Source organism: Polymorphospora sp. A560 (assembly GCF_045781765.1).
Lineage (GTDB): Bacteria > Actinomycetota > Actinomycetes > Mycobacteriales > Micromonosporaceae > Polymorphospora > Polymorphospora lycopeni.
In genome coordinates this window covers 5,809,309-5,835,096 of sequence record NZ_CP122282.1, presented here as the reverse complement: position 1 = coordinate 5,835,096, position 25,788 = coordinate 5,809,309, and the positions used below count along the sequence as shown (strand labels likewise).

General features: G+C 74.1%; 23 protein-coding genes, 1 tRNA gene and 1 pseudogene. 13 read left to right on the top strand and 12 right to left on the bottom strand.

The genetic code is table 11. From position 1 onward, the window contains the following. The first annotated feature begins 43 nt into the window (after positions 1 to 43). The 3 genes from QCD66_RS26095 (at position 44) to QCD66_RS26085 (ending at position 4,154) form a co-directional block, all read left to right on the top strand. Positions 44 to 1,420 (top strand): cellulase family glycosylhydrolase, encoded by a 1,377-nt coding sequence (locus QCD66_RS26095; protein ID WP_375734782.1) that lies wholly within the window; start codon positions 44 to 46, stop codon positions 1,418 to 1,420. 138 nt (positions 1,421 to 1,558) lie between these two features. Then, a complete protein-coding gene (locus QCD66_RS26090) occupies positions 1,559 to 2,767 on the top strand; it encodes a heparin lyase I family protein (protein WP_364213809.1) in 1,209 nt (402 codons plus the stop codon). A 55-nt stretch (positions 2,768 to 2,822) separates the two neighbouring features. Then, positions 2,823 to 4,154 carry a discoidin domain-containing protein gene (locus tag QCD66_RS26085; protein ID WP_407566824.1) on the top strand — a complete coding sequence of 444 codons (1,332 nt, stop codon included), beginning with the start codon at positions 2,823 to 2,825 and terminating at the stop codon, positions 4,152 to 4,154. A gap of 70 nt (positions 4,155 to 4,224) precedes the next feature. Here the strand turns inward: QCD66_RS26085 and QCD66_RS26080 are convergent, their stop codons facing one another. Then, entirely contained in the window at positions 4,225 to 6,825 is a 2,601-nt protein-coding gene (locus tag QCD66_RS26080) for an AAA family ATPase (protein WP_407566823.1), read from the bottom strand. Between the two features lie 120 nt (positions 6,826 to 6,945). On the opposite strand from QCD66_RS26080, the gene QCD66_RS26075 reads away from it, so the two are divergent. Both QCD66_RS26075 and QCD66_RS26070 read left to right on the top strand, forming a co-directional pair. Continuing rightward, positions 6,946 to 9,594: a LuxR C-terminal-related transcriptional regulator gene (locus QCD66_RS26075; protein ID WP_407566822.1), complete on the top strand. Its 2,649-nt coding sequence runs from the start codon at positions 6,946 to 6,948 to the stop codon at positions 9,592 to 9,594. 99 nt (positions 9,595 to 9,693) lie between these two features. Continuing rightward, complete coding sequence (locus QCD66_RS26070) at positions 9,694 to 9,909, top strand: hypothetical protein (RefSeq protein WP_375737233.1); 216 nt, start codon at positions 9,694 to 9,696, stop codon at positions 9,907 to 9,909. Between the two features lie 112 nt (positions 9,910 to 10,021). On the opposite strand, the gene QCD66_RS26065 is transcribed toward QCD66_RS26070, so the two are convergent. Beyond that, the gene (locus QCD66_RS26065; protein WP_364213821.1) at positions 10,022 to 10,228 is read right to left on the bottom strand and encodes a hypothetical protein; all 207 of its coding nucleotides are present in this window, start codon (positions 10,226 to 10,228) and stop codon (positions 10,022 to 10,024) included. A gap of 133 nt (positions 10,229 to 10,361) precedes the next feature. On the opposite strand from QCD66_RS26065, the gene QCD66_RS26060 reads away from it, so the two are divergent. Continuing rightward, complete coding sequence (locus QCD66_RS26060; protein WP_375737232.1) at positions 10,362 to 10,871, top strand: hypothetical protein; 510 nt, start codon at positions 10,362 to 10,364, stop codon at positions 10,869 to 10,871. A 51-nt stretch (positions 10,872 to 10,922) separates the two neighbouring features. Here QCD66_RS26060 and QCD66_RS26055 read toward each other — a convergent pair whose 3' ends face one another. Both QCD66_RS26055 and QCD66_RS26050 read right to left on the bottom strand, forming a co-directional pair. Further along, on the bottom strand, positions 10,923 to 11,291 hold the full coding sequence (locus tag QCD66_RS26055) for an MmcQ/YjbR family DNA-binding protein (RefSeq protein WP_364213826.1): 369 nt from the start codon (positions 11,289 to 11,291) through the stop codon (positions 10,923 to 10,925). Between the two features lie 179 nt (positions 11,292 to 11,470). Continuing rightward, positions 11,471 to 12,640, bottom strand: a complete 1,170-nt coding sequence (locus tag QCD66_RS26050) for an outer membrane lipoprotein carrier protein LolA (protein WP_375737231.1) — start codon at positions 12,638 to 12,640, stop codon at positions 11,471 to 11,473. Between the two features lie 129 nt (positions 12,641 to 12,769). Between QCD66_RS26050 and QCD66_RS26045 the strand changes: the two genes are divergently transcribed. Together QCD66_RS26045 and QCD66_RS26040 are read left to right on the top strand one after the other, a co-directional pair. Further along, positions 12,770 to 13,426, top strand: a complete 657-nt coding sequence (locus tag QCD66_RS26045) for a response regulator transcription factor (protein WP_364213832.1) — start codon at positions 12,770 to 12,772, stop codon at positions 13,424 to 13,426. Between the two features lie 170 nt (positions 13,427 to 13,596). Further along, positions 13,597 to 14,934, top strand: a complete 1,338-nt coding sequence (locus tag QCD66_RS26040; RefSeq protein ID WP_364214257.1) for a HAMP domain-containing sensor histidine kinase — start codon at positions 13,597 to 13,599, stop codon at positions 14,932 to 14,934. A gap of 1,695 nt (positions 14,935 to 16,629) precedes the next feature. Here the strand turns inward: QCD66_RS26040 and QCD66_RS26035 are convergent. Both QCD66_RS26035 and QCD66_RS26030 read right to left on the bottom strand, forming a co-directional pair. Next, a pseudogene (locus QCD66_RS26035) lies at positions 16,630 to 17,496 on the bottom strand (tetratricopeptide repeat protein); the annotation flags it as partial. A gap of 61 nt (positions 17,497 to 17,557) precedes the next feature. Beyond that, the gene (locus tag QCD66_RS26030) at positions 17,558 to 18,031 is read right to left on the bottom strand and encodes a MarR family transcriptional regulator (RefSeq protein WP_364213835.1); all 474 of its coding nucleotides are present in this window, start codon (positions 18,029 to 18,031) and stop codon (positions 17,558 to 17,560) included. A 47-nt stretch (positions 18,032 to 18,078) separates the two neighbouring features. Between QCD66_RS26030 and QCD66_RS26025 the strand changes: the two genes are divergently transcribed. Both QCD66_RS26025 and QCD66_RS26020 read left to right on the top strand, forming a co-directional pair. Next, positions 18,079 to 18,600, top strand: a complete 522-nt coding sequence (locus tag QCD66_RS26025) for a VOC family protein (protein WP_364213838.1) — start codon at positions 18,079 to 18,081, stop codon at positions 18,598 to 18,600. A gap of 90 nt (positions 18,601 to 18,690) precedes the next feature. Continuing rightward, positions 18,691 to 19,584 carry a hypothetical protein gene (locus QCD66_RS26020; RefSeq protein ID WP_375736819.1) on the top strand — a complete coding sequence of 298 codons (894 nt, stop codon included), beginning with the start codon at positions 18,691 to 18,693 and terminating at the stop codon, positions 19,582 to 19,584. Here QCD66_RS26020 and QCD66_RS26015 read toward each other — a convergent pair. Together QCD66_RS26015 and QCD66_RS26010 are read right to left on the bottom strand one after the other, a co-directional pair. Continuing rightward, positions 19,565 to 20,065, bottom strand: a complete 501-nt coding sequence (locus QCD66_RS26015; protein WP_407566821.1) for a potassium channel family protein — start codon at positions 20,063 to 20,065, stop codon at positions 19,565 to 19,567. The two genes, QCD66_RS26020 and QCD66_RS26015, sit on opposite strands and share 20 nt — an antisense overlap. 90 nt (positions 20,066 to 20,155) lie before the next feature. After that, positions 20,156 to 20,338: a DUF4236 domain-containing protein gene (locus QCD66_RS26010; RefSeq protein ID WP_357543767.1), complete on the bottom strand. Its 183-nt coding sequence runs from the start codon at positions 20,336 to 20,338 to the stop codon at positions 20,156 to 20,158. A 301-nt stretch (positions 20,339 to 20,639) separates the two neighbouring features. Between QCD66_RS26010 and QCD66_RS26005 the strand changes: the two genes are divergently transcribed. Continuing rightward, positions 20,640 to 21,155 (top strand): flavin reductase family protein, encoded by a 516-nt coding sequence (locus tag QCD66_RS26005; RefSeq protein WP_357543766.1) that lies wholly within the window; start codon positions 20,640 to 20,642, stop codon positions 21,153 to 21,155. Between the two features lie 16 nt (positions 21,156 to 21,171). On the opposite strand, the gene QCD66_RS26000 is transcribed toward QCD66_RS26005, so the two are convergent. The 3 genes from QCD66_RS26000 to QCD66_RS25990 form a co-directional block, all read right to left on the bottom strand. Next, positions 21,172 to 21,627 carry an Rrf2 family transcriptional regulator gene (locus tag QCD66_RS26000; protein ID WP_357543765.1) on the bottom strand — a complete coding sequence of 152 codons (456 nt, stop codon included), beginning with the start codon at positions 21,625 to 21,627 and terminating at the stop codon, positions 21,172 to 21,174. 30 nt (positions 21,628 to 21,657) lie between these two features. Further along, the gene (locus QCD66_RS25995; protein ID WP_375736821.1) at positions 21,658 to 22,617 is read right to left on the bottom strand and encodes a helix-turn-helix transcriptional regulator; all 960 of its coding nucleotides are present in this window, start codon (positions 22,615 to 22,617) and stop codon (positions 21,658 to 21,660) included. Positions 22,618 to 22,908: 291 nt separating this feature from the next. Beyond that, entirely contained in the window at positions 22,909 to 23,340 is a 432-nt protein-coding gene (locus QCD66_RS25990; protein WP_357543764.1) for an SsgA family sporulation/cell division regulator, read from the bottom strand. 403 nt (positions 23,341 to 23,743) lie between these two features. On the opposite strand from QCD66_RS25990, the gene QCD66_RS25985 reads away from it, so the two are divergent. Further along, positions 23,744 to 24,238 carry a TIGR02611 family protein gene (locus QCD66_RS25985; protein WP_364213851.1) on the top strand — a complete coding sequence of 165 codons (495 nt, stop codon included), beginning with the start codon at positions 23,744 to 23,746 and terminating at the stop codon, positions 24,236 to 24,238. A gap of 60 nt (positions 24,239 to 24,298) precedes the next feature. Next, positions 24,299 to 24,370, top strand: a tRNA-Val gene (locus tag QCD66_RS25980). Positions 24,371 to 24,442: 72 nt separating this feature from the next. On the opposite strand, the gene QCD66_RS25975 is transcribed toward QCD66_RS25980, so the two are convergent. Beyond that, a complete protein-coding gene (locus tag QCD66_RS25975) occupies positions 24,443 to 24,679 on the bottom strand; it encodes a tyrosine-type recombinase/integrase (RefSeq protein ID WP_407566820.1) in 237 nt (78 codons plus the stop codon). Positions 24,680 to 25,788 lie beyond the last annotated feature (1,109 nt).

The following is a 25,788-nucleotide window of genomic DNA, read 5'->3' as shown; positions in this document are numbered from 1 at the left end:
TCCCGACGTCTTCGCCCGCCATGGGCACTTCCTGAGGCAGGTCATGAAAACACGACTAACCGTCGCCGGTGCGACGCTGCTCGCCACCCTCGCCGCCCTGTTCGTCTTCGTGCCGAATGCGCACGCCGCCACCGGCTTCTACGTCAGCGGCGGCAAGATCTACGAGTCCAACGGCAACCAGTTCATCATGCGGGGCGTGAGCCACCCGCACGCCTGGTACACGCACCAGACCAGCTCGTTCGCCAACATCAAGTCGCTGGGTGCCAACACCGTCCGGGTGGTCCTCAGCGGTGGCCGCTGGGCCGCCAACGGGCCGGCCGACGTCGCCAACGTGGTCGCCCTGTGCAAGCAGAACAAGCTCATCTGCGTGCTGGAGAACCACGACACCACCGGGTACGGTGAACAGGCCGGCGCGGTGACCCTGGACCGGGCGGTCGACTACTGGATCAGCCTGCGGGACGTGCTGGCCGGCCAGGAGAAGTACATCATCGTCAACATCGGCAACGAGCCGATCGGCAACAACCCGGTGACGCCGGGCTGGGTGCAGGCGACCTCCAGCGCGATCAACCGGCTGCGCGACGCCGGCTTCGACCACCAGATCATGGTCGACGCCCCGAACTGGGGTCAGGACTGGCAGTTCACCATGCGCGACAACGCGGCGGCGGTCTTCGCCAGCGACCCCGACCGCAACACCGTCTTCTCGGTGCACATGTACGGCGTCTTCGACACCGCCGCCGAGGTCACCGACTACCTGGGCCGGTTCCGGACCGCCGGGCTGCCGATCGTCGTCGGCGAGTTCGGGTTCAACCACTCTGACGGCAACCCCGACGAAGACACGATCATGTCGTACACCACGACCCACGGGATCGGCTACATCGGCTGGTCGTGGAGCGGCAACGGGGGCGGCGTCGAATACCTCGACATGGTGACGAACTTCAACGTCAACGCGCTCACCTCGTGGGGGCAGCGGATCTTCAACGGGGCGAACGGCATCCGGACCACGTCACGCGAGGCGACCGTCTACGGCGGCGTCCAGCCGACCACGCCTCCGCCGACGACGCCTCCGCCCACGACCCCGCCGCCGACCACGCCGCCGCCGACCACCCCGCCGCCGGGTGGCAAGAGCTGCACGGCCGCCTACAGCATCGTCGGGCAGTGGCAGGGCGGTTTCCAGGGCGACGTGAAGGTGACCGCCGGCGCGGCGCCGATCGCCGGCTGGACGGTCACCTGGCGGTTCGGCAACGGCCAGTCGGTCAGCCAGTCCTGGAACACCAACCTGACCAGCAGTGGCGCGGCGGTGACCGCCCGCAACGTGGCGTACAACGGCAGCCTGCCCGCCGGTGGCACGGCCAACTTCGGCTTCATCGGCTCCTGGACCGGCACCAACGGCGTACCGGCGGTGACCTGCACCGCGAGCTGAAAGCGACCGGCCTGAGCATCTGTTACTCATGACGGTTGTCGATCCACTGTACGACGCTGCCAAGGGTTCGGGCGGTGCCGGACAAATCCGGCCCCGCCCGATCCCTGCCGATCCCTGCCGATCCGACGGGAGCGACGTATGGCATCGATCCGTAACAGACCCCTGGCCGCCACGGTCGCCGCGGCGCTGGGGCTGGCGGTCGCCGTGGTGGCGGCCCAGCCGGCGGGCGCCGACCCGGCCGGCGTCCTGCGCACCCTCGACTGGGAGAACCCGGCCGACCGCACCCTGCCGGCCACACCCCCGGCCGGGTTCTACAAGCAGTTCGTCACCGACCACGGGGCGACCATGGTCACCGCACCGGCCCGCGCGGGCGGGCACGCGGTGCGGTTCGAACTGAACCGCACCGACCCGAGCCCGGCTGCGGGCAGCAGGCGCGCCGAGATCAACCAGCCCGACGCGCAGCCGGCCAACGCCGAGCGCTGGTACGGCTTCAGCATCAACCTCGACCCGACCTGGGCGTACGACACCTCGTCGGAGATCGTCACCCAGTGGCACCAGTGCGACAGCGGCTGCCCCGGCGGATCGCCGCCGCTGGCGCTCCTGACCGGCAAGGGCCGCTGGCAGATCGACTTCCAGGGCGAGTTCATCGACCTCGGGCCGTACCGCACCGGGGGCTGGACCGACTGGGTCTTCCACGTGCGGTGGCGCACCGACGGCGCCGGCCTGCTGGAGGTGTGGCGGGACGGGGTCCAGGTGGTCTCCCGGACCGGTCCGGTGCACGGCGGCGGCCCGAGATCGCCGTACTTCAAGCTCGGCATCTACAAGTGGGACTGGGCCTTCTCCGACCGGGCCTCCACCGTCGACCGCCGCGTCATGTTCCACGACGAGGTACGCGTCGGCGACGAACGGGCGACGTACGCCGACGTGGCCCCCGGCGGGTCCGGGGGCTGCGCGGGCGCGGTGCCGGTCGCCGGGGTCTCGGCGAGCACCCACGAGGCGGCGAACCCGCCGGCGCAGGCCGTCGACGGCAGCCTCGGCACCCGCTGGTCGGGGAACGGTTTCGGCGCCGCGCTGACCCTCGACCTCGGCACCGTCCGGCGCCTCTGTGGCACCACCGTCGCCTGGCACCGCGGCGACCTGCGGTGGAACGACTACACCGTCTACACCTCCACCGACGGCGTCACCTACACCAAGGCATGGGAGGGCCGCAGCACCGGCGCGACGACCGCGCCGGAGACGGAACGTTTCACCCCGCGCGACGCCCGGTTCGTCCGCGTCTCCTGGTGGAACAACGCCGAGGGCAACGGCTGGGCCAGCATCACCGAGGCGGCGGTGCTCGGCCCATGACCCGGACGACCGACACCCCTGGCCGCGACGCGGCGCGGCCCGGCGCCACCCCGGCGTGGCCCGGGCCGGCCGGGGCGCGCTCGCCGGGCTCCTGGTCGCCGCGACGGCACTGGTCGGCGGGGCCGCGACCGCCGCCGACGTACCGTCCGACGTGGTGCCGGCCATCCCCGGCTGCGGCACCGCCGTGCCGGCCACCGCCACCGCCAGCACCCACGAGGCGGCGAACCCGCCGGCGCACGCCGTCGACGGCGACCTCGGCACCCGCTGGTCGGGCCAGGGCTTCGGCGCCGCCCTGACCCTCGACCTCGGCGCCGCCCGCGACCTGTGCGGGGTCAGGGTCGCCTGGCACCGCGGCGACCTGCGGTGGAACGACTTCACCGTCTACACCTCCACCGACGGCACCGCCTTCACCAAGGTGTGGGCCGGCCGCAGCACCGGCACCACCGCCGGGTTCGAGAGTTCCCCGTTCGCGGCCCCGACCGGCGCCCGCTTCGTACGGCTGGCCTGGTGGAACAGTGCCGAGGGCAACGGCTGGGCCAGCGTGGCCGAGGTCGCCGCCCTCGTCGCCGACCCGGACCCGGGGCCGGGCGGCGGGCACGTCGTCGTCGCGGCCGGCGACATCGCCACCCGCTGCACCGGCACCTCGTGCGCCCACTGGCGCACGTCGGAACGGGCGCTGGCGATCGACCCGGACGCCGTCCTGGTGCTCGGCGACAACCAGAACAACGACGGCACCATCGAGGAGTACCGGGCGTACTACGAGCCGAGCTGGGGCCGGCTGAAGGACCGGACCCGGCCCACGCCGGGCAACCACGAATACATCCTCGGCGACGGCGCGCAGGGCTATTTCGAGTACTTCGGCGACCTGGCCCGGCCGGCCGGGGCCAGCTGGTACAGCTTCGACCTCGGCAACTGGCACATCGTGTCGCTGAACTCGGAGTACGAGCGGTCGGCCGGCGGCCCGCAGGTCGCCTGGCTGCGGGCCGACCTGGCGGCGAACACGAAGCGGTGCGTGCTCGCCTTCTGGCACCGGCCCATGTTCAGCTCCGGCGGCACGCACGGCAACTTCCCCAACATGCGGCCGTTCTGGGACGCGCTGCACGCCGTCGGCGCCGACGTGGTCCTCAACGGGCACGACCACTCGTACGAGCGGTTCGCGCCGCAGACCCCGGACGCGGTCGGGTCGCCGGCGGGAATCCGTGAGTTCGTGGTCGGCACCGGGGGCGCCACCCCGCGCGAGTTCGGCACCGTACGGGCCAACAGCGAGGTGCGGCTGCGGGTCAACGGCGTACTCAGGCTGGACCTGGGGGTCGACAGCTACTCGTGGCAGTTCGTCGACGTCGACGGCGCGGTCCTCGACGCCGGCGGCCCGGTGGGCTGTCACTGATGCCGGCGTCGCGGCCCGTGACCTCCCACGGGCCGCGACGCCCGGCCGCCCAGCCCGGGGCCGGCCGGGGTCAGCCCGCCGTCTCCCAGAGCGGGTCGACCCGAAGGCCGGGGCTGGGCAGGCCGAGCGCGGCCGGCAGGTCCCGCCGGCCGCGCACCCCGAGCTTGCCGTACGCGCGGTGCAGGTGGTTGGCGACGGTGCGCCGCGACAGCCCCAGCCGCCCGGCGATGACGTCGTCGGGCAGGCCGGCGGCGGCCAGCTCGCAGGTCTGCCGTTCCCGGCCGGTCAGCGCCGCCGACGGCCCGGCCACCAGGGTCCAGGGTGGACGGTTGCCGTCGCAGTGCCGGTGCAGCCGGCCGACCTCGGCCCGCAGCCCCGCCGCGACCCGGCCGTGGCCGGCGGCGGTGGCCAGCGCAGCCGCGGTCGACACCGCCTCCAGCGCCAGCCCCCGGTAGCCGCGGCCGTCCAGCTCGGCGGCGACCGCCCGCAACCCGTCCAGGTCACCCGTCGCGGCGGCGTCGGCATGCCGCGCGAACACCTGGAACAGGTCGCTGTCGCAGCCGGCGACCACCTCGGCGAGCGCCGCCGCGACCAGCGGCGACGGGCGCAGCCGGGCCGCGAGGTAGTACGCCTGTGCCGCCTCGGTCGGCCGGCCCGCCAGCCGGTACGCCGTACCGAGCCGGGCGGCCTCCTCGGCCGCCGCCCGCCGGCCGCTCCACGCGTCGACCTGCACCGCCGCCAGCCGCAGCACCCCGTCGGTGGCCGACGACGTGGGCACCCGGCGGCCGACCTCGGCCAGCACCGTGGCGGCCCGGTCCGGGTGCCCGGTGGCGGCCAGGCCGGTCGCGTACCCGGCGAGGACGCGGATCTGCACCGCGACCGGCGCGTCCTCGTCCAGCAGCGCCCGGGCCTCCCGCAGGTGCGGCAGCGCCCGCCCGGGCCGCCCCGCCCACATCTCGCACGCACCCAGTTCCGCGGCGAGCAGTGCCGCCTCGGCCGGCACCGCGCCGGCCACCGCCGCCCGGTAGCCGGCGCCGGCGGCGTCCGCAGCCTCGTCGAGCCGGCCGGTGAGCTGCAGCGCCTGCACCCGGCAGGCGACGGCGGCGCCGCGCATCGACGACCACGGCCGGGGCGCGCCCACCCGGTCGGCGGGGAAGGCGTCGGCGACGTACGCCGGGCGACCCGCGTGGATCAGCAGGAACGCCCGCAGCGGGTCGACGACGCTGGCCACCACCGGGTCGACGACCACCAGGTCCGCCATCTCGGCCGGGCCCGGCATCGGTGCGCCACCGAACGCCGCCATCGCCAGCCGTGCGACCCGCAGCGCCGGGGCCCCGTCCCCGGTGCAGCCGCGCACCAGCTTCGCGGCATCGGCCGGCCGGCGCCGGTTCCACAACAGGTTCAGTGCCCGGACCACCACCTGGCCGGGACGGTTCGGCAGTGGGTGGCGGCCGAGCTGTTCCTCGGCCTCCACCGCCCGGTCCTGGGCGACCAGGGCCCGCCCGAGCAGCTCCGCGCCGGCCGGGCCGTCGACGTGCCGGGCCAGCGTCGCCGCCAGCGCCGCGTCGCAGCCGGCCAGGGCCTCCTCGGCGGCGCCGAGCACCTCGGCGTCGGTGACCCGGTCACCGGCCGCGAGCCGCCAGGCGACCGTCCGCGGTCCGGTGGCCCGGCCCCGCGCGGCCCGGGCCAGCTCGCGGTAGATCCGCGACCGGGCCGGGGCGCCGGCCCCGGCCCGCAGCACCTCGCCGAACAGCGGGTGACCGATTCGCACCACGAGCCGTTCGCCGTCGCGTTCCACGGCGATCAGGGCCCGCAGTTCCAGCTCCTCCAGCACGGCGGCGTCGACCAGCGTCTCCAGCACCCCGAGAGCGACCGGCTCGGCGTGCGCGACGTACGCCAGCGCGGCCGCCTCGGCCGGCGACGACGCGCCGAGCAGGTCGACCACCAGGTCCCGCAGCTCCCGGCCGGCCCGCATCGCCCCCGCCCACCGCCACACCCCGGCGGTACGCCGCAGCGCCCCGGTGGCCACACCGGTGTCAAGCAGGTGCCGCAGGAACAGCGGGTTGCCCCGGGTGGCCCGCCACAGCCGGTCGGTGGTCAGCCCGTCGACCGGCCCGTCCAGGGCCTGCTCGACACAGTCGGCGACCGCGTCGCGGGGGAGCGCCCCGACGGTCATGGCCCGCACGAACGGCCGCTGCCGCAGCGCCGGCACGGCGCCCGCCGCCAGGTGCCCGGTACGGGTCGCGGCCAGGATCCGTACGCCGGCGGTGACCGCCAGGTGCTGCACCAGCGCGACCGAGGTGGCGTCGAGCCGGTGGACGTCGTCGACCGCCAGCACGCAGCGGCGGCCGGCCGCGGCGGCGCGCAGCTCCCGGGCGGCCGTACCGAAGGTGTCCGCCACGTCGGCGCCGGCCGGCCACGGCGTCTCGCCCGCCGACCCTGCGGCCGGGGGGAACGGCCGCCCGCCCGCCCCGGCGACCAGCACGTACGCCCCGTCCGCCCGGCACCGGTCGACGATCTCGGCCAGCAGCCGGGACTTGCCGACGCCGGCCGCGCCGGTCAGCAGCACCCCCGGCTCGCCCACCCGGGCCAGCCGGGCGGCCGCCGCGTCGACCTCGGCCGCCCGGGCCACGAAGGGCCAGCCGGAGCGGAGCTTCCATTGCTTTTCCACCCGGCTTCCTTCCCGACCTGATGTCGTGGCTGGCATGGCCCATCCGCTCGTACGACACGATCCCTGCCGGTTCCAAGGAGGATCATGAGTATTTCGTACTCAATGACTTCGTCGCCGACCGTGATCGCGCCTGAGCGTACGGACACCGGCGGTGCCGGACCCGACTGGCCGGTCCTCGGCCGCGACACCGAGGCCGGGTACGGCGAGCGGACGCTCACCGCACCGGACGGCCCCGGTCTGATCGTCACCGGCGAACCCGGGGTCGGCAAGACCCGGCTCGCCGAACTCCTGCTCGACCGGTGCGCCGACCGCGGCCTGCTGGTGCTGCGCGGCGCGGCGGCCGACGCCACCCGGCACATCCCCGGCGTCGGCGTCGCCGGGCTGCGCCGGCACGACGCCCCCGACTGGCTGTCGCCCGGCGGGCGGCTGCGCGACGAACTGCCCCACGACCGGCCGGTCGTGGTCGGCATCGACGACGCCGACCACCTCGACGACGCCTCCGCAGCGATTCTCGCCGACCTTCGCGCCGTCGCCGACGTACGGCTGCTGCTGACCGCCGGCCGGGTCACCGGACTGCCGGCGGCGCTCACCGACCGGCCGCTGCCCCGGCTGGAGCTGCCCAGCCTCGGCCGGGCCGTCACCTCCGAACTGCTCGCCCGTGTCCTCGGCCGGGTCGACGGCCGCACCGCCGACCTGCTGTGGCGGGCCACCCGGGGCAACCCCCGACTGCTGCGGGGGATGCTCGACATCGGACTGGAGACCGGCGGGCTGACCCGCTCCCACGGCGTCTGGTCCTGGCGCGGCCGGCTCGGCGACGAGCCCCGGGTACGCGACCTCGCCAGCACCGACCTCGGCACCTTCGACGGCCCCGACCTGACCGCGCTGCGCTACGTCGCGCTCGCCGGCCGGCTGCCGGAACGGATCCTGGTCGACCTCGTCGGCGCCGACGCGGTGGCCGCCGTCGCCGGTCGCGGCGCGGTCGTCCCCTCCGGTGCCGTCGCCGTCGAGCCCGGGGCCCGGCCCCGGACGGTGACGATGGCCCACCCGCTGTACCGGCAGCTCGCCCTCGCCGGCCTCGGCCAGCTCCGGCGCCGGCAGATGTACCGCGACCTGGTCCGCGCCGGCGGCCGGGCCGGCACGCGCGGCGTCGACATCGCGAGCGCGGTGTGGTGGCGGCTGGAGGCCGACCTGCCGCGACGGGGGATCGGACCCGGGATCGCCGCCGTACGGGCGCTGGCCGCCGGTGATCCGGTCCTGGCCGAGGACCTGGCCCAGCACGTCCCCGGCCCGCGCGGCGTCGGGCTGCGCGCCCAGGCCCTGATGGCGCAGGGCCGGGCCACCGAGACCGAACGGCTGCTCGGCGCGGTCGACCGGGACGCCGAGTTGGCCGCGCTCCGGTCGTTGAACCTGTTCTGGGGACTCAGCCGCCCGGCCGACGCCCACGCCGAGGTGCTCGGGGCGCGGGTGGCGGCCGGAACCGCCGCGGGGCCGGCCGGCGACGATCTCGAGATCGCCGAGCTGGCGGTGTCGCTGTTCACCCGCGGCGCGACCCGGGCCACCGCCGCCGGACCGGGCGACCGCCCCCGGCCGGCCTCCGACGCCGGCCCGCCGCCGGCTGCGGGCCGGTCCCGCGCCCTCAACCCGCTGGTCGCCGACGCCGCGACGACGATGAACGCCTACCTGCTGACGTTCCGTGGCCAGCCGGCCCTGGCCGCCGACCGCTTCGCCGACGGCGGCCTCGCCCTGCCGGCCCGCTGGCCGGCGATGCGCGGCTCGGCCGCCGCCTGCCATGTGCAGGCGCTCGTCCTCGCCGGCCGGCTGGCCGAGGCGACCCGGCTCGCCGACCGCTACTACGCCGAGGCGGTCCGGCGCGGCCAGCCGGTCGAGGTCGCCGTCGTCGGCCACGCGCGCGGCCTGTGCGCGATGTGGGCGGGGCGCCCGGCCGAGGCCCTGCCGGCGCTGCGCGAGGCCCGGGCCCTGGTCGACGAACACACCCCGTTCCCGGTACGGGTCTTCGTGTCCTGCGAGTACGCCGTCTGCGTCGCCACCCTCGGCCGACCCGACGAGGCGTACCGGGAACTGGACCGTGGCCTGGCCGGCATCCCCGACGACCTCGGCCTGCGCGACCGCGTCGAGTTCAGCCAGATCCGGGCACTGGCCCACTCCGGCCGCCTGGCGTACGCGGCCGACCTCGCCGACCGGCTCGCCGACCGCTACCTCGACGCGGCCCGGCTGACGACCGCCGTCGAGTGCGCGTACTTCCAGGTCCGGCTGCGCCCGTCGACCCGGGGCGCGGCCCGGCTGCGCGCCGCGGCGCGGCAGTGCGACAGCCCGCTGTTCGACCTGTTCGCCGACCACGCCGACGCGCTGGCCGCCGCCGACGCGCCCGCGCTGTGCGAGGTGGCCGACGGGTTCGCCGGGCGCGGCTACCTGGGGCTGGCGTACGAGGCGGCGGCGGCCGTGACCGGTGGCGGGCGGGCCGGCCGGGACGCCGAGCGGCGGCTCGCCGACCTCGCCCGGCGCAGCGCCGGCCCGTACCCGCCGTGGGCCGGCGGGCCGGCGGCCGACCCGTTGACGCCCCGGGAGCGGGAGGTGTGCGAGCTGGCCGCCTCCGGCCTGACCAACGCCGCCATCGCGCAGGCCCTGAACATCTCCGTCCGCACCGTCACGAACCTGCTGGAGCGGGCCTACCACAAGCTGGGCATCCACCGCCGCCGCCAGTTGCCCGCCGCACTGTCCCGCTCCCTGATCCCGGTGATCAGGGAATAGGCCCCGCGTGTCGTCGGCGTGTCCCGGTGTCCGTTCCCTGATCACGACGATCTTGCCGAGTGGCGGCAGTTTCCGCAGGTCAGAGCTATCGTCGGCCGGGTGGCGGGGTTGGTGTGCCGGTGCTGCGGGCAGTGGCGGGTGACGGTCGAGCTGATCCGTGGCCGGCACGTCTACCGGCTGGCGCACCGCCGGCGGCCCGGCACCGGCGAGGGGGTCGAGGTCGTCGGCGAGGTGCCGACCGTCGGCGCGCTGGAGAGGCTGTTGTACGTCCACGCCCGGCTCACCCTGGCCGACCTCGCCGACGCCGTCCGGTAGCCGCACCCGACGCCGGCCCGCACGCCGGCCCGCACACGGCGCCGGCACCCCGCACACGGCGCCGGCCCGCACCGCGGGTCGCGGTGCGGGCCGGTACGCCGGGGTCGCGCCGTCACTGCGACGGCTGCGGGACCTCACACTCGATCTTCGGGTTGGCACCCATGTAGTTCAGCGGGCCGGCGATCGCGGTGACCACCACCGTGCCGGCCTTGGCACAGTTGGCGTCGTCACCGTCGAAGTAGCCGCGCTGACCAGCCGCCACCACGCCGATCAGCACCCAGATCAGCAGCAGCACACCGACTATCGATCCTCCGCGCACGAGAGCCTCCCAGGTCGTACGAGTCGCCGCGTCCACTCTGGACCGTCATGTCCGGCGATGCCTGACCATTCGTACCCAGAGCCGGCGGCGCCCTAAACAGCACCGACTTGCGCCGGCCGGGGAGGATGGCGCGATGGGCTGGAACACGACCGCGATCTTCGCCGCCGGCTGGACCACCGACCGGCTGCTCGAACTGGCGCCCGACGACCTGCGCCACCGGCCGACCGGCGAACTCGTCGGCCTGGACGAGGCGGGCGCCGCATTCCCCGGCGGGCGCCTCTACGTACGCGAAGACGCCGGCTGGGCCCAGCTCTGGGACCCCGAACTGCGGGTGATGCCGTTCGCCCCCGAACCCGGACGCGACGGGCTGGCCGCCCCCGGCACCCGCGTCCTCGGCGTCATCTTCGCCAGCGTCAGCAGCACCTACGGCTTCTGGTACGTCGAGGACGGGAAACTCGTCCGCCAGATCGTCTTCCAGGACGGCGAGCCGGTCCAGGACGACGGCGAGCCGCTGCCGGTCGAGTCAGGGATCGAGTTTCCGGAGTGGGGTCCCGACGAGGACTTCGTCTTCGCCGTGATCCGGGCGGTGACCGGCTTCGAACCCGACGACGAACCGCGCTACGCCGTACACGAGGTGGACTGAGCCGGCTGGTGGGCGGCCCTGGCCGCCAGCGACGCCCGGCCGGTGGCGGCCCTAGCCGGCGGCGACGTCCGGCCGGCCGGCGGTCAGCTTGCGCGGCGCGGTGAGCAGCCACGCCTCGGTGACCAGTTCGGCCAGTTCGTCCGGTGGCACGTGCGCCAGCCGCACCAGCACCCACCCGAACCGGCCCGAGCAGTGCGACCGCTCGTACGCCACCGGGTTGTCCAGCACCAGCGCCGCCTGCTCGTCGCGGGTCGCCTTCACCACCAGCGTCTCGCCGTCGTCGGACAGGTAGGCGAAACCCTTGCCCCGGACCCGGAACGCCACGTCGTCGCGCGACTGGTGCTGCTCGACGCCGGCCAGCCCGCCGGCCAGCCGCAGCACCTCGTCGGCGCTGACCCCGCCGCCACTGACGTCTGCCATACCCGCAGGTTTACCAGCCCGGGCGTCGTCCTGCGACCGGCCGGGCCGGCACGCCGCCGGCCGGCACGCCGCCGGGCGGTCCGGCCGGCCGCATGGCGCCGGGCGCACACGACCGCGGCGCCGGGGACGCGGTCCACACCGCACCCCCGGCGCCGCCGGTGCCCATCCCTGAGGGCGGGCTACTTCGTCTGCGCCGCCACCTCGTAGAGGCGTTCCGGCGTCACCAGGCCGCCGATCACCCGGCCGTCGTCGGTGAGCAGCACGTTGAACAGGTGGGTCGAGAAGAGCCGCCCGCTGCCCCAGTCACCGCTGACCGCCGGGAACTGGTCGAGCATGCCGGCGAGCTGGGCCAGGTCGGTGCCGGGCTCGCCGCCCGCGCCGGGCGTGCCGGGTGCCCCGGGCGCCGACTTGGGCATGGTGCCGACCAGCACCGTCGTCCAGCCGGTGCCGACCGTACGGGTCTCCGGCCGCTGCTCCGGCGCCGTGCCGGGTTCGGCGGACTCGCCGTCCGGCCGGTGCCCGCCGAACGGCGCACCGTCCGGGCCGGCACCCTTGGCGTCACTCTCGGTCACCTTCGTGCCCGGCGGCGGGTTGAACACGAACTGCTCCGGCGCCGGCCGGTTGAAGTCGACCTGGGTGAATGCGACCTCGAACGCCGGCTCCTCGACGCCCTCGGCGAACACCTCGAACCGCAGCGGCACCTTCTCCTCGGCGTCGATCGCGATCCGGATCTCCTCGACCAGCGACGCCTTGTCGCGCGGGGCGAGAATCAGCTCGTACGCGTCCCGCCCGGCGATCGTCGCCGACCGGCCGACCCGTACCTCGGTGGTCGGGTCGATGGCGGCCAGCGCCTTGTCGGCGGCCTCTTCCGGGGTGGCCGGCAGCCCGCCGGGCAGCTCCGGCGACTCCTCCTTCTTGCCCGGGTCGAGCTTGTAGTGGACGGCCTCCTTCTTCTGGCTCGACCAGACCCAGGCGTCGGAGCCGTTGCGGATCACGTCGGTCTCGCCGAGCGTGCCGACCAGGGCGATCCGGGCCTGGTCCGGCCCGGCGTACCAGACCCGCAGCGTGTGCCGGCCGGTCGCCAGCGCCGCGAGTTCGGAGCTGTTGCCGGCCAGCGTCTCCAGCGCCGGCGGCAGGCCGAGGTCGGCCCGTTGCAGCACGGTGCCGGACAGGCCGTCCAGGCGGGCGGTCTGCAGGTCGACCAGGAGTTGGGCCGCGTCGCGTGGCGGCAGGTTCGGTTCGGACGCGGCCGCGAGCGTGCCGATCGCCGCGCCGCCGCCCAGGACGACCACGGCGGCACTGGTGGGGACGAGCCAGCGCAGCGCGGGACGGGACTGGAACAGTGACATGTTGTGTACCTCCTGGCACCCATCGTGCCCCGAATGCCCTGTGAGACGGCTGAGAAACCGGACGCCGAGCTGTGCCCGGGCTGAGAAGGGGCATGGTTGACCGGGAGCCGGGATGGCACGCTTGACGGCGTGCGGTTGCTGGTGGTGGAAGACGAGGCGCGGCTCGCTACCGCGCTGCAGCGTGGCCTGCAGGCCGAGGGGTTCGTGGTCGACGTCGCCGCCGACGGGCCGAGCGGTCTCGACCTGGCCCGGCACGGCGGCTACGACGCGATGATCCTCGACGTCATGCTGCCCGGCCTGTCCGGCTACCGGGTGGTCCGGCAACTGCGGGCCGAGGAGCACTGGCTGCCGGTCCTCATGCTGTCGGCCAAGGACGGCGAGTACGACCAGGCCGACGGCCTCGACTGCGGCGCCGACGACTACCTGACCAAACCCTTCTCGTACGTCGTCCTGCTGGCCCGGCTGCGGGCGCTGCTGCGCCGGGGCGCCCCGCAACGGCCGGCCGTACTCACCGCCGGTGAACTCAGCCTCGACCCGGCCCGCCGCCGGGTGACCCGCGGCGATTCCGAGGTCGGGCTGACCGCCCGCGAGTACGCGCTCCTGGAATACCTGATGCGCCGGGCCGGGCAGGTCGTCTCCAAGACCGAACTGCTCGACCACGTGTGGGACGCCGGGGTGGAGACCGCCCCGAACGCGGTCGAGGTCTACGTCGGCTACCTGCGCCGCAAGATCGGCCGGGACCTGCTGGAGACCGTCCGGGGCGCGGGCTACCGGCTGGCGACATGACCACCAGCCCGCCCCGCACGGCACCCGCCGGGCCGGCGACCGGTGGCCCCGACGGACCGGCGGGCGGGGCCGGGACCGGCGGTCCGCCACCGGGCCGGGCGCCCGCCACCGCTGCCGCGCCGCGCGGCGGGTGGCGCCGCCTGCTGCCGGCCGGCCTGCGCGGCCGCCTCATGGTCGTCGCTGTCGCGGGGCTGACCGCCGGGCTCCTCCTGGGCGGGATCGCACTCGTCGGCACGCTGGCCTACGCCCTGGAACGCAGCGCCGACAACGAGGCCCGCCGCATCGCCGAGGCGGTCGCCATGCTGGTCACCGAGGACGCCCTGCCCGACCCGCTGCCGGTCGTCGGCACCACCGTCAAGGTCCAGGTCATCGATCCGCAGCGCCGCGTCCGGTCTGCCTCGATCGACGCCGACCGGCTGGTCCCGATGCTGTTCGGCGACGAACTCGACCGGGCCCTCGACGACGGGCCGGTGTTCATCCCCGGCGACCGGCTCGGCCTGCACGGTCCGGTACGCGTCGTCGCGATCCGGGCCGGGCCCGCCGACCACCCGCAGACGGTGCTGGTCGGCAAGTCGATGGCCGACGTCGCGCACAGCGTCGACCTGCTCAAGACCAGCCTGATGATCGGGTTCCCGCTGCTGCTGGCGCTGCTCGCGGTCGTCGCCTGGCGGGTCATCGGGGCGACCCTGCGCCCGGTCGAGGCGCTGCGGGCCGGCGCGGAGGAGATCACCGGCGGCGCCCGCCCGGGCCAGCTGCCGGTGCCGGAGTCGCACGACGAGATCCACCGGCTGGCGGTGACCCTCAACGGGATGCTCGACCGGCTCGAAGCGGCCCGCGGCCGGCAACGCGCCTTCGTCGCCGACGCCGCCCACGAACTGCGCAGCCCGCTGGCGAACATGCGCACCCAGCTCGAGGTCGCCCAGCGCCTCGGACCGCGCAGCGACTGGCCGGCGGTCGCCGACGACCTGCTCGCCGACACCGAGCGGCTCAGCCGGCTGGTCGACGACCTGCTGCTGCTGGCCCGCGTCGACGACGCCGGCCCGCGACCGGCCCGGGTCGGGCCGGTCGAACTCGGCGAACTGATCGGAGAGGCGGCCGGCCGCCACCCGTCGCCGCCGGTCCGGGTCGAACCGCCGGACGATCCGCTGTGGACGGTCGGCGCCCCGGACCAGCTCGGCCGGGTCGTCGCCAACCTCGTCGACAACGCCGTACGGCACGCCCACGGCGAGGTGGTCGTGTCGGCGTACCCCGAACCGCCGTACCAGGTGGTCATGGTCACCGACGACGGACCCGGCATCCCGGCCGCCGACCGCGACCGGGTCTTCGACCGGTTCACCCGGCTCGACGACGCGCGGGCCCGCGACGCCGGCGGCGCCGGACTCGGCCTCGCGATCGTGCGCGAACTCGTCCGCCAGCACGGCGGCACCGTGCGGCTCACCGACGCCCGGCCGGACCCGGCCCGGCCCGGGCTGCGGGTCGAGGTACGCCTGCCGGCAGCCCCCGGCTGACCGTCAGCCGCGTTCGGTGCAGACCGGCTCGGAGCGCCCGACCAGGTCCGTGGAGTAGACGACCGCGACCACGAAGCAGTAGTCGACGCTGGAGTCCAGCCCGTACACGACGTAGCTCGACGTGCCCGGCGCCAGATCCTGGAACGCCCGCGGCTTCTGCCCGGTGCGACCCGCCGACACCACGACCGGCCCCTCCGCGCCCGACGGGTACGTCCACGTCAGCGTCACGCTGTCGCGGTTGTCGGTCACCGTCACCCCGCCCGGCGGGGTACCGGGCTCGGCCGGCGGCGGCGCGGCCGGCGACGTCGGCGACGTCGACCCGGGGGCACCGGTCGCCGGCGGGACCGGCTGGCCACCGGCGTCCGGGGCCGGCTCACGACGGTCGGCGAGCGCGAACCCGGCGATCACCGCGACCGCGCCGAGGGCGACGACGACCAGCCCGGCCAGGATCACCGGCACCAGACGCCGGTCCGGCGGGGGTGCCGGCGGCCGCCGCACCGGGACCGGCAGCGCGTTGCGGCGACGTACCGGCAGGTCGCCGCGCTGGCGCACGGCCAGGTCGGTCGTCGGGGTACGGCGTACCTCGTGCACCCCCGGGTGGGCGTCGCCGGCCGGCGCGCCGCCGGCCGCGAACTGCCCGCTGTCGGGGCCGGTCGGCGCGAAGTCGGGCACGTCCGGCGGCAGCGCCGGCTCCCGCTCCGGCCAGGCCTCCTGACCGGTCGGCCCGGGCTCACGCCAGGTCGGCTCCTGGTCCGGCCAGGCCCGTTTGGTGAGGTCCGGGCGCCGGGCCGCGTCCGGTTCCGGGTACATCGGCTCGGCGTACCCCCGCTCCGGATACCCGGTGCCGCGGTCGGCCGGGTCGTCCCAGGGCTGCTCCGCGTTCCACGGCTGGTCAGGCGCGGCGTCGTACCGGTCGGCCTGGTCTCGGTCGGCTTGCTCTCGATCGGCTTGGTACGGGGCAGCGTCGTCCCGGTCGGCTTGGTACCGGTCGGCGTCGGGCCAGTCGGGTTTGGTGGGGCCGGGGTCCGACCAGGTGGAGTCGGGGCGGTCGGGGCCGGGGCGGTCGGGTTCGGGACGGTCGGTGGCTGCCCAGGCGTCCTCGGGGTGGCGGGCGTCCGGCCAGCCCGGGGCGGTGTGGTTCGCGTCCGGCCAGCCACCGTCGGTGGGTTCGGTGGCCGGCCGGCCGGCGGCGGCGCGGTCGGGGTCAGGCCGGTCGAGGGGATCGGTGGCCGTCCAGTCACGGTCGAGGTGGCCGGCGTCCGTCCGGTCGGGGTCGGGGCGGTCGAGGTCCGGCCAGCCGCGGTCGGACAGCGGATCGGGGTGCACGCCGTTGGCGTGGGCTTCCTCGCCGGGCCGGTTGCCGGCGCCGAGCGGGTCGTCGGACCAGGCCCGGTCGTCGTAACCGGTGTCCGTACCGGTGGGATCGTCGCGCCAGGGCTGCTCCGACCCCGGGCCGGCCGGGTCGTGGTACCAGGCCCGGTCGTCGTAGGTCGCCGGTCCGGTCGGGGCGTCGTCCCGGTCGGTGCCGGCGGTTGCCGGCTCCGGGCGCTCGTCGGGCTCACCCGGCTCGGGCGGCCACCATCGGTCGGCCGGCGGGTCGGCGAGGTCCGGGCGTTCCGGGGCGTCGGGTTCGTCCGGGAAACCGGACCCCTCCGGCCGGTCCTGCCCGGTGTCCGGCCGATCCGGCCCGGGGTCCGGGCGTTCCTCCCACGGCGGCGGCCCGGCATCCCCACCGGTCGGGATCGGCTCGTCGACCAAGGAGGAGTCGTGGCTCTCTCCCGGCGTGTCGCCCGCAACAAGTCCTTGATCGCGCCCCGAGGGCGGGGCGGGTGCGGGGGCGGGGGGAGAGGGTGGGGGTGGGGGAGTGGCGCAGAGGTGGTCGGGGGTGGCGGTGGCCCGGGCCAGGGCCGCCACCTGCACGGCGAGCGGATGGTCGGGCGGCAGGCTCTCCCGGCACAGTTCCTGGGCCAGGGCGAGGTTGTCGTTGGCCTCGGTGAACCGTCCGCAGTCGCGCTGCATCGCGCCGAGCCGGGCGAGCATCTTGATCCCGCTCGGGTGGGTGTCGCCGTACACCTCCCGGTGCAGCGACCAGGCGTCCTCGAGGCGGTTGCGGGCGACCTCGCACTCGCCCCGGGCGTATTCGACGGTGGCCAGGTCGGCGTGGGCGGCCAGCACCCGCAGTGACTCGGGTCCGTCGATCGAGGTCAGTTCGGCGATCACATCGCGGTAGAGGTGGGCGGCGCGGGCCTGGCTGCCGACCCGGTGGAGTACGGCGGCCAGGGTGGCGGCGGCGCCGACGGTGCGCTCGTCGTGCGCACCGTGCAGGCGGCCGACGGCGGCGTACGCGAACGCGGCCCACGGCCGGGCGGCGCGCGGGTCGCCGAGGGTGAGCAGCAGCCGCGCGTGCAGGCCGGCGGCCTCGGCCAGGTCGTCCGAGGCGTTGGCGGGGCTGGGATCGGCGCCGACGAGTGCTCCGGCGAGCAGATCCCGGGCGCCGGCCAGGTCGCCGGCGGCGACGAGGTCGTGTGCGCGTGTGGTGATTTCCCCCAGCCCGATTGACACGCCCCATCGTGCGTGTACGGCAACGTTCAGTACAAGGGGGCGAAGGCGGGTTCTTTGGTCATTAAGCCGTCCGATCCGGTTGGAGGTGGTCGATGAGCGCCTCGCTGATCCGGCGCAACTGGTCGACCTGGGCCGGGGTGAGCGGGTCGAACAGGTGGGTGCGGACGCCTTCGACGTGGCCGTGGGCGGCGGCGGCCAGCACCTCGAAGCCGTGGTCGGTGAGGACGGCGATCTGTCCGCGCCGGTCGGTGGGGCAGTTGTCCCGGCGTACCCAGCCGGCCTCCTCCAGCCTGGCGACGGCGTGCGAAAGCCGGCTGCGGGACGAGCCGCTGGCGTCGGCGAGTTCGCTCATCCGTAGCCGCCGGTCGGGCGCCTCGGAGAGTCGGACCAGGATCTCGTAGTACGCGTGCGGCATGCCGGCGTCGCGCTGCAGTTCGCGGTCGAGGGTTTCCATCAGTGCGCGGGAGGCGGTGAGGAACGCGCGCCAGGTGCGCTGCTCGTCGGGGTCCAGCCAGCGGGTCATGACCACGATCATACCCGAACTGATTGAACTCTCAACTAAACTCGGCTACCGTCGAGTCCATGGGCATCCACCGTCTCAACCACGCCGTCCTTTTCGTCAGTGAACTTTCCCGCAGCGTCGCCTTCTACCGCGACGTGCTCGGCTTCCGTCCGGTCCCGATGACCCCGGACGGGTTCGCCGGGGCCGCCTTCCTCCAGGCCCCGGGCTCCACCAACGACCACGACCTGGGCCTGTTCGAGGTCGGGCCGGGCGCCGCCGCGTCGCCGGCCGGCCGCGGCACGGTCGGCCTCTACCACCTGGCCTGGGAGGTCGACACCCTCGACGAGCTCGAGGCCACCATGGTCCGGCTGGTCGGGGCGGACGCCCTGGTCGGCAGCTCCGACCACGGGACCACCAAGAGCCTGTACGGCAAGGACCCCGACGGGCTGGAGTTCGAGATCGTCTGGCTGATCCCGAAGGACCTGCTCGACCAGGAGGCCCTCGACGCCCGCCGGCGGATCCGCCCGCTCGACCTCGGGCGCGAGAAGCGGCGGTACGGCGGCCAGACCCGCGGCGGCGTCGGCATCTCCGTACCGGCCTGACCCGGACGCCGCCCGCCGCCGTTACCGCCCGTCGCCCGGCAGCGGACCCCGCGTCGGTCGGGTCCGCTGCCGGGCGGGTAGAACCGACGCATGCCGCTTCGCGCCGTCACCGGTCACCTGCTCATCCGTCAACTCGGCCACTGGCTGCCCGACGCGCTGCACCGGTCCCGCCGGGCGACCCTCGTGCAGGCGTACGGCGATGACCCCGACGGCACCCCCGAGGCGGCGCTGCGCGCCTGCGGGGAAGCCGCCCACCTGCTGCGTGGCCGGCAGCTCACCGTCGTCGTGGTCGCCGATCACGCGGTCGACGTCGTCGCCCGGCTCGACGCGCCGTCGCCCGGGATGGCGGTGCACGGCGTACCTGGTGGTCCCGACCGGGTGCCGGTCGCGCTGAAGGCCGCGGCGGCCGCCGGCGCGCCCGTGCTGACGTACCTGGACGCCCCGACCGGGCCGGCGCCCGGGCCGGCGACGCTCGCCGCGGTGGCCGGCGGCCGGCCGGGGGAGCTGCTCATGGTCCTCGGCCCGGCGGCCAGCGCCGGGTACGACCACCGGGCGGCGCTGGACGCGGCCGGCTTCCCGCTGGTCACCGCCGTCGAGTTGGTCCCGCCGGACGGGGACGGGCGGTGGCTCGTCGTCTACGCCACCCGGCTCGGCCGGGCGCTCGACGCGTTCAAGGAGGCGTTGTGGGCGGTCGACGGGGCCGGCGGGGTGCGCTACCGCGACCCGGACGACCCCGACGCGGCGCCGGTCGACGTCACGCCCGGCCCGGACCTGGCGCCACTGCGCCGCGCGCTGGTCGCCCACCTCGACCGGGTACGGCGGGCGAGCGTCACCGACCTGCGCCGGTTCACCGCCACCGCCACGATCTACCGGTCCGGTGACACCGACCGGGTGCTCGCCGACCTGCTGACGGCCGGGGCGGTCGGCCGCGAGCCGCGTGACGGCCGGCTGGCCGGTGATGTGGTCATTTCGACTTCTGCCTGATCCGGTCGGTGATCAGGTCGATGAAGATCGACGCGCCGGTGGCGAGCACGACCAGGTTGAACGCCATCTGCACCATCACCACCGCCCGGGCGAGTTGGCCGGTGGGGTGCACGTCGCCGTATCCGACGGTGGCGAGGGTGGCCAGCGCGAAGTAGAGCGCGTCGGTCTTGGTCCGCAGGCTGGCGAACTGGTCGGGGCCGGAGATGGCGATGATGTAGTCGGCGAGCGCGAAGATCACCAGGCCGCCGACGAGCGCGACGGCGAGTCCGGCGGCGCCACCGGCGGGTCGCGGGTCGGCGATCTGCCGGCGGATCTGCGCTCCGACGAGCCAGGCCACCAGCAGCAGGACGACCGCCGACGCGGCGCCGCGTACGACCAGCCGGGCGCCGCCGACGCCGGGCTCGACCGGCACCAGGTAGAAGATCGCCACGATCAGGGCGCAGGTGAGCGCGGGGTGGGTGAGCAGTGGTCGAGTGGCCATGCCCGGATTGTCGGTGGCGGTGGCCGGCGCGTACGCGGAAACGGAAACGGGGTGCCGGCGGACGCCGGCACCCCGTTCACCGGGCTTCGATCATCTACTGCGGGCCTTGTCCTGCTTCCAGGACAGCGGGCCGGGCAGGTCCACGCGGTGTGCCCTGGCCCGGGAGTTCCAGGACCATCGGCCGATCTTGACGCTCCACGACGAGAAGCCGTTCTCGGTGAAGTTGAGAATGATCGGTCCGTACTTCTTGCGCTTGCGGAACATCAGGCCCATGGCTGTGCTCCCTTCGGATTCGACTGCTCAACCGGGGCTGGATCGAAGTTTCCCTTTCGGTCGAACGGTCAAACGCCGCTTCGTGCGCCATGCTGGACAGTGTGGCATCGATCAATTCCAAAACCTATCTAGCATGTAGGAGATTGGGTCATGAGTCGCCTGTCAGGGCTTGATTATGGTCGCCTCATGGAGTTGAATCCCACCATTTGGATGGCCGTTGACGGTGCCCGTCGGCCGGCGGCAGCATGAGTGGCATGCCGCAGCGGGCCGAGATGATCCGCCTTGGACAAGAGGAGATCCCGTGACCGCTGCCGACCTCGCTCGCGTCGACGCCGATCTGTTCCGTTCCGTCCTGCGCCGCCAGGCCGCGTCCGTCACCGTCGTGACGGCCGCCGGCGACCCACCCGCCGGATTCACCGCCACCTCGTTCACCTCGGTCTCCCTCGACCCGCCCCTGGTGTCGTTCTGCCTCGGCCGCGACTCGTCGAGCTGGCCCACCGTCGACCGGGCCGGCCACCTGGCCGTGCACCTGCTCGCCGAGGGACAGGAGGAGGTCGCCCGGATCTTCGCCACCAGCGGCATCGACCGCTTCGCCACCCACACCGGCTGGCACCGCGGGCCGCACGACGTGCCGATCATCGACGGCGCGCTGGCCTGGCTGCTCTGCCGCCCGGTGCAGCGCATACCGGCCGGCGACCACACGATCGTGGTCGCCCAGCCGATCGTCGGTCGGCACGACCTCGACGGCGACCCGCTGGTCTACCACGCCGGGCGATACGCCAGCCTCGCCGAAGAGCCGGGCGTCAACCTGCTGTGACCGACGCGGCCGTCGGTCAGCGGGGCTCCCAGGCGTCCGGCCGGGTGGTGAGCTTGCGTACGTGGGCCGGCATCTTGCCGCTGACCAGCTCGGCGAGGCTGACCTCGTCGACCACCTCGCGGATCGCCGCCCGCACCGCGACCCACAGCCGGGGCAGGTTCTCGGCCGGCCCCTCGTAGCGGGTCTCCTCGGGCCGCAGCCCGCGTACGCCCGCCAGCGGGCCGTCGACGGCGCGCAGGATCGCGCCGACGGTGATGTCACGCGGAGGGTGCGCCAGGGTGTAGCCGCCCTCGGCGCCCCGCTGGGCACGCACGATCCCGCTGCGGCGCAGGTCGGCGAGCACCGCTTCGAGAAACTTGCGAGGCATGTCCTGGTCCTGGGCGATTGCCTGGGCGGACATCAGCGAAGGGTGGGCAGCCGCCAGGGCGAGCGCCGCCCTGACCGCGTAGTCGCCACGCGCGGAGATCTGCACGCGACCATCATGCCGGTTACCCGCACCCCGTCACGGCACGGGATCCCAGCGGGTCGCGGCCGACAGCGGTCGACGCTGCCCCGGCACCCGTACCGCCGCCGGCCGGCGCAGCCCGCCGCGGAACGCACCCGGGCTGCGACCGACCTCCCGCTGGAAGAACCGCCCGAAGTTCGTCGGCTCGGGAAAACCGAGCCGCCGGCCGATGTCGGCGATCGGCAGATCGGTGGCCGCGAGCAGCCGCCGGGCCTCCAGGGCCACCCGGTCGTCCACCACCTGTTTCGCGCTGCGGCCGGTCGCCGCCAGGCAGGCCCGGGTCAGGGTACGCACCGAGCAGTCCAGCCGCCGGGCGTAATCCTCCACCCGACGGGTCTGCGCGTACGACCGCTCGACCTCCGCCCGCAGCCGCTCGAACGTCCCCGCGCCCGCGGTCTCCGGCGCCACGGTCCCGTCCGGCGTGGCGGTGCCCGCCGGGATCACGGTGCCGGCCGGGCCGGTGTCGCCGCCGGTCGGGAGCAGCGCGATCCGCAGCAGCAGCACGGTGAGCTGGTGGCGCAACAGCGCGGCGGCCCGCTCACCGGAGCGGTTCCGCTGGCAGTCGACCACGAGCTGGCTCACCTCGTTGATCACCGCGTCCTCGTCCTCGCCGGCGAGCTGCCACCGGCTCGGCCCGTAGGGGTCGTCGACGTGGACCGTGCCGTCCCGCCAGTAGACGACGACCGCGTCGAGTCCGGGCTGGTCGCCGAGGCGGATCACCTGGCCGGGCCGGGCCAGTAGCAGCGTGCCCGGCCGGCAGGGGTGGCTCTCGAAGTCGACGTCGTAGCTGCCGTGGCCGACCGTGACCAGGGTCAGCATGTGCCGGTCGAGCAGCACCGGCGGCGGGTACGCCCCGTCGGAGCGAAGCTCACGCAGGGTAGTTGTGGTGATCCCGGCCGGGCCGGGGAGCGGGGCGGTCGAGCGCGTGCCGCCGTCGGACTGACCGAAACGGACCATCTCGCCGACGGTAGCCGTACCAGGGCGGGTTCGCACCCCGGGAAACGGAAGACGGGGGTACGGCGCACCGCCGAACCCCCGTTTCCAGTCGCGACCGGCGGACGGACCGCCGTGTCGCTGGCCCGGATTACCCGTGGTCCGACGGGGCAAACCATTTTCTTCTGACCGATTGCTGGATTTCTGGCAGTTAGCTGGATTTCTGGCAGTTGGCTGGCAGAAAGGCGCCGCACGGATTCGGCAGATCCGCGCGGCGCTCCGTTTGTCCGGTCTTCCGGGGACCGGGTGGTGCGGTCAGCGGCCGGCGAGCAACCGGTTGACCGCCGTGTCGACGTCCAGGTGCTCGGTTTCCCGGCCACGCGGTACGACGACGTACGTCCGGCGCAGGAACCGGACCAGGACACTTCGGGGCACTTCAAACAGTGCGTTCCCATCAGGTGAAGACAGGGCGAGCGCGGCGAAGTCGCCCCGCGGGGTGGCCCAGGGCCAGACCCGCACGTCGCCGATCCCGGCCGGCTCGTCGAGGCCGGTGACGAGCAACTCTCGGGCAAAAGACCAGCTCACCGCCTCGCCGCCGGCGGACTCGGCGTGGAACAGGACGTGGACCGCGTACGGGTCCGCTGGGTCGTAGCGCAGACTGGCACGCACCGGCAATGCGGTGGCATCAGGCGCGACGAGCCGCAACGACGTTTCGACCTCGACGGTCGTCGGTCGGATGACACTCATGGACGAACTCCCCCCGGCACCGCTGCGAGGCGCGCGTGCCTCGCGTTTCCCATACTCAGGTGATACTCCTGGTTACGCTCCGCCATACGCTGATCTCACCCAGTAGTGGGAAGGCGGTTCCGAAATATCACAAGAATGCGAAAATCCTTGTACGATGTCCGGTTCTGCCTAAGCACTCGGTCCCGCCCGGCGTCGGGTGGTTCAGACGTCGACTCACTCCGGTAACGTCCAGTTGTCCTGTTGAGTGACGGGCCGTGGTGCACTGGGGAGCGAAATGACTGCGGAACAATCCTCGATCGAGCACACGACCCCAGGGCAGATCACCGACCGGTCACCCGTACAAGGTGCCGGCCCGACCGGTGCGGGGAAACGTGCGGGACACGACGACGAGTGGAGGTATGCGGTGCCGCGTCAGGAAGGCGGTGACCGCCAGCCCGGCGGCGCGCCCCCGTCACCCGGTGTCGCGCCGGAACCCACCACCGTCGCCGTCGACGACGACCCGCCCGCCCGGCGCGGACGGCTGCGCACCACCCTCGACCTGATCCGGTCCAATCCCACCGGGCGCGCCGCACTGCGCATCGGCGTCGGCGTCACCGGCGCCATCGTGGTCATCATCGGACTGATCCTCGTACCGCTGCCCGGCCCCGGCTGGCTCATCGTCATCGGCGGCCTCGCGATCTGGGCCGTCGAGTTCCACTGGGCCCGCCGCCTGCTCGCCTTCACCCGCAGGCACGTCACCGCCTGGACGCGCTGGGTGACTCGACAGTCGCTGTTGGTGAGAGGGGCGATCGCGCTCGCTTGCTTCCTCTTCGTCAGCGTCGTGGTCTGGCTGTCGGTCAAGCTCGGCCTCGGCATCGACCTGGTGGCCACCGTCCTGAAGTACCTCGCGACCAACTGACGACCCGCCGCCCCGGATGTGCGCCGGGGCGGCGGCATCGGGTACAGTCATGCGCGCTGAGGGCGATTAGCTCAGCGGGAGAGCGCTTCGTTCACACCGAAGAGGTCACTGGTTCGATCCCAGTATCGCCCACACTCTATATAGGCAGGTGAAAGGCCGGTCGGGACTGATCCTGACCGGCCTTTTGTTGATCTCCAGGCAAGATCATGAGTTGCCTGTGAGTCGCAGCCTGTGGAGGGGCACTTCGAGGTCTGCCAGTAGCGTCGCGCAGGTACCTCGCGCCTTGTGGACGGTGATCGGCCGTAGCCCGGCCTTGATGCACCGCGACTGCCAGAAACGCTGGAAGTTGCGTGGCTCGATCGGTGTGCCATGTCGGGTGGTGAATGCGAGGTCGGATTCCTGCCGCCTGGGCGCGCGTCCGACGCTCCGCTGTCGCTCCACACCGCCAGGCAACACGCCCGGCGGCTGGCGCGGAGAGCGGAAAGTCCGAGCCGTCGCAGACGATAGCGCCGAGAGCGGTTGAGGTTCATGGGGGCCGGCAGCCGGTCGTGCCGCGCCCGAGCAGCGCGGCGCAGGGAAGGGCACGCCGGGTCCTCGCGGCAGGACGGGGCGCGGTCACTGCGCCTCCGGCGGGCGCGCAACGACTCCAGGATGGCCGGGGCTCCGTCCGCGCGTTGCGGTCCGTGGGTGGGTGCGCAGGGCCATCCCGCCAGCCGACGACCCGGGCAAGCCGAGCAGACCACCGCCCGGCCCGCCAGCGTCCGTACGCGCGTCAAGGTCCGCTTGACGTGGCGACCCGGCGGCGGCCCGCTCCCCAGACGGGCGGGTCGGCGGCAGACGGGATGGCAGGTGAGCGCGGGCCTTGCTGGCGCCGGCTAGAGCAGGGTGGATGTGCGTTGTAACGTCATGCTCATGCCCCCGCTTCGAGCCATGGAACTCATTGTGCTCGGCTTGGTCGTCCTGTTGAACGGCAGTATGGCCGCTGTCTTGTTTCTCCGGAGCCGCCGCAACCCAGTGGTAGTTCTCTGGCCCGGACGCCGGATGCGTCACCCAAGATTGCTGGCCGTTCAATACCTGCTTACGGCTCTGGGCTTTGCGGCCGTAGCCGTCGGCGGCTCGGTGTCGGACAGCAACCCCATGGGTCTCCTTGTGCTTGTTGTCGCCTCTGCCTTCCTCCTGTCGGCGGCGGTCATATTTCTGTTCGGGCGCAGGGCCGCCGCGTTGCTGGGTGACTAACTGGGTGACGAGCGGGGCGGCCGCCGCCGGACGCCCACGGACGATGGTTGACTGCTCCGGCAGCTCACCCCGGCTACTTGCCCAACTCGTCGGCGGCTGATCACTCTTTCGGGACGAACAGGTCTCCGTGCCTGGTCTGCAGGTCGAGCTTGCCCAGTAGCGTGCTGGGCATGGCCTGCGTTCCGCAGCTTCGCGTCGATATAGTCGGCGCGCGGACCTGAAGCTGCAGCTCAAGGCGTCGCGGCCTGACGGAAACGGCGAAAACGCCTAGTGACACGCCTACCTGTGGATAACTTCTACTAGCTGCTGATCTA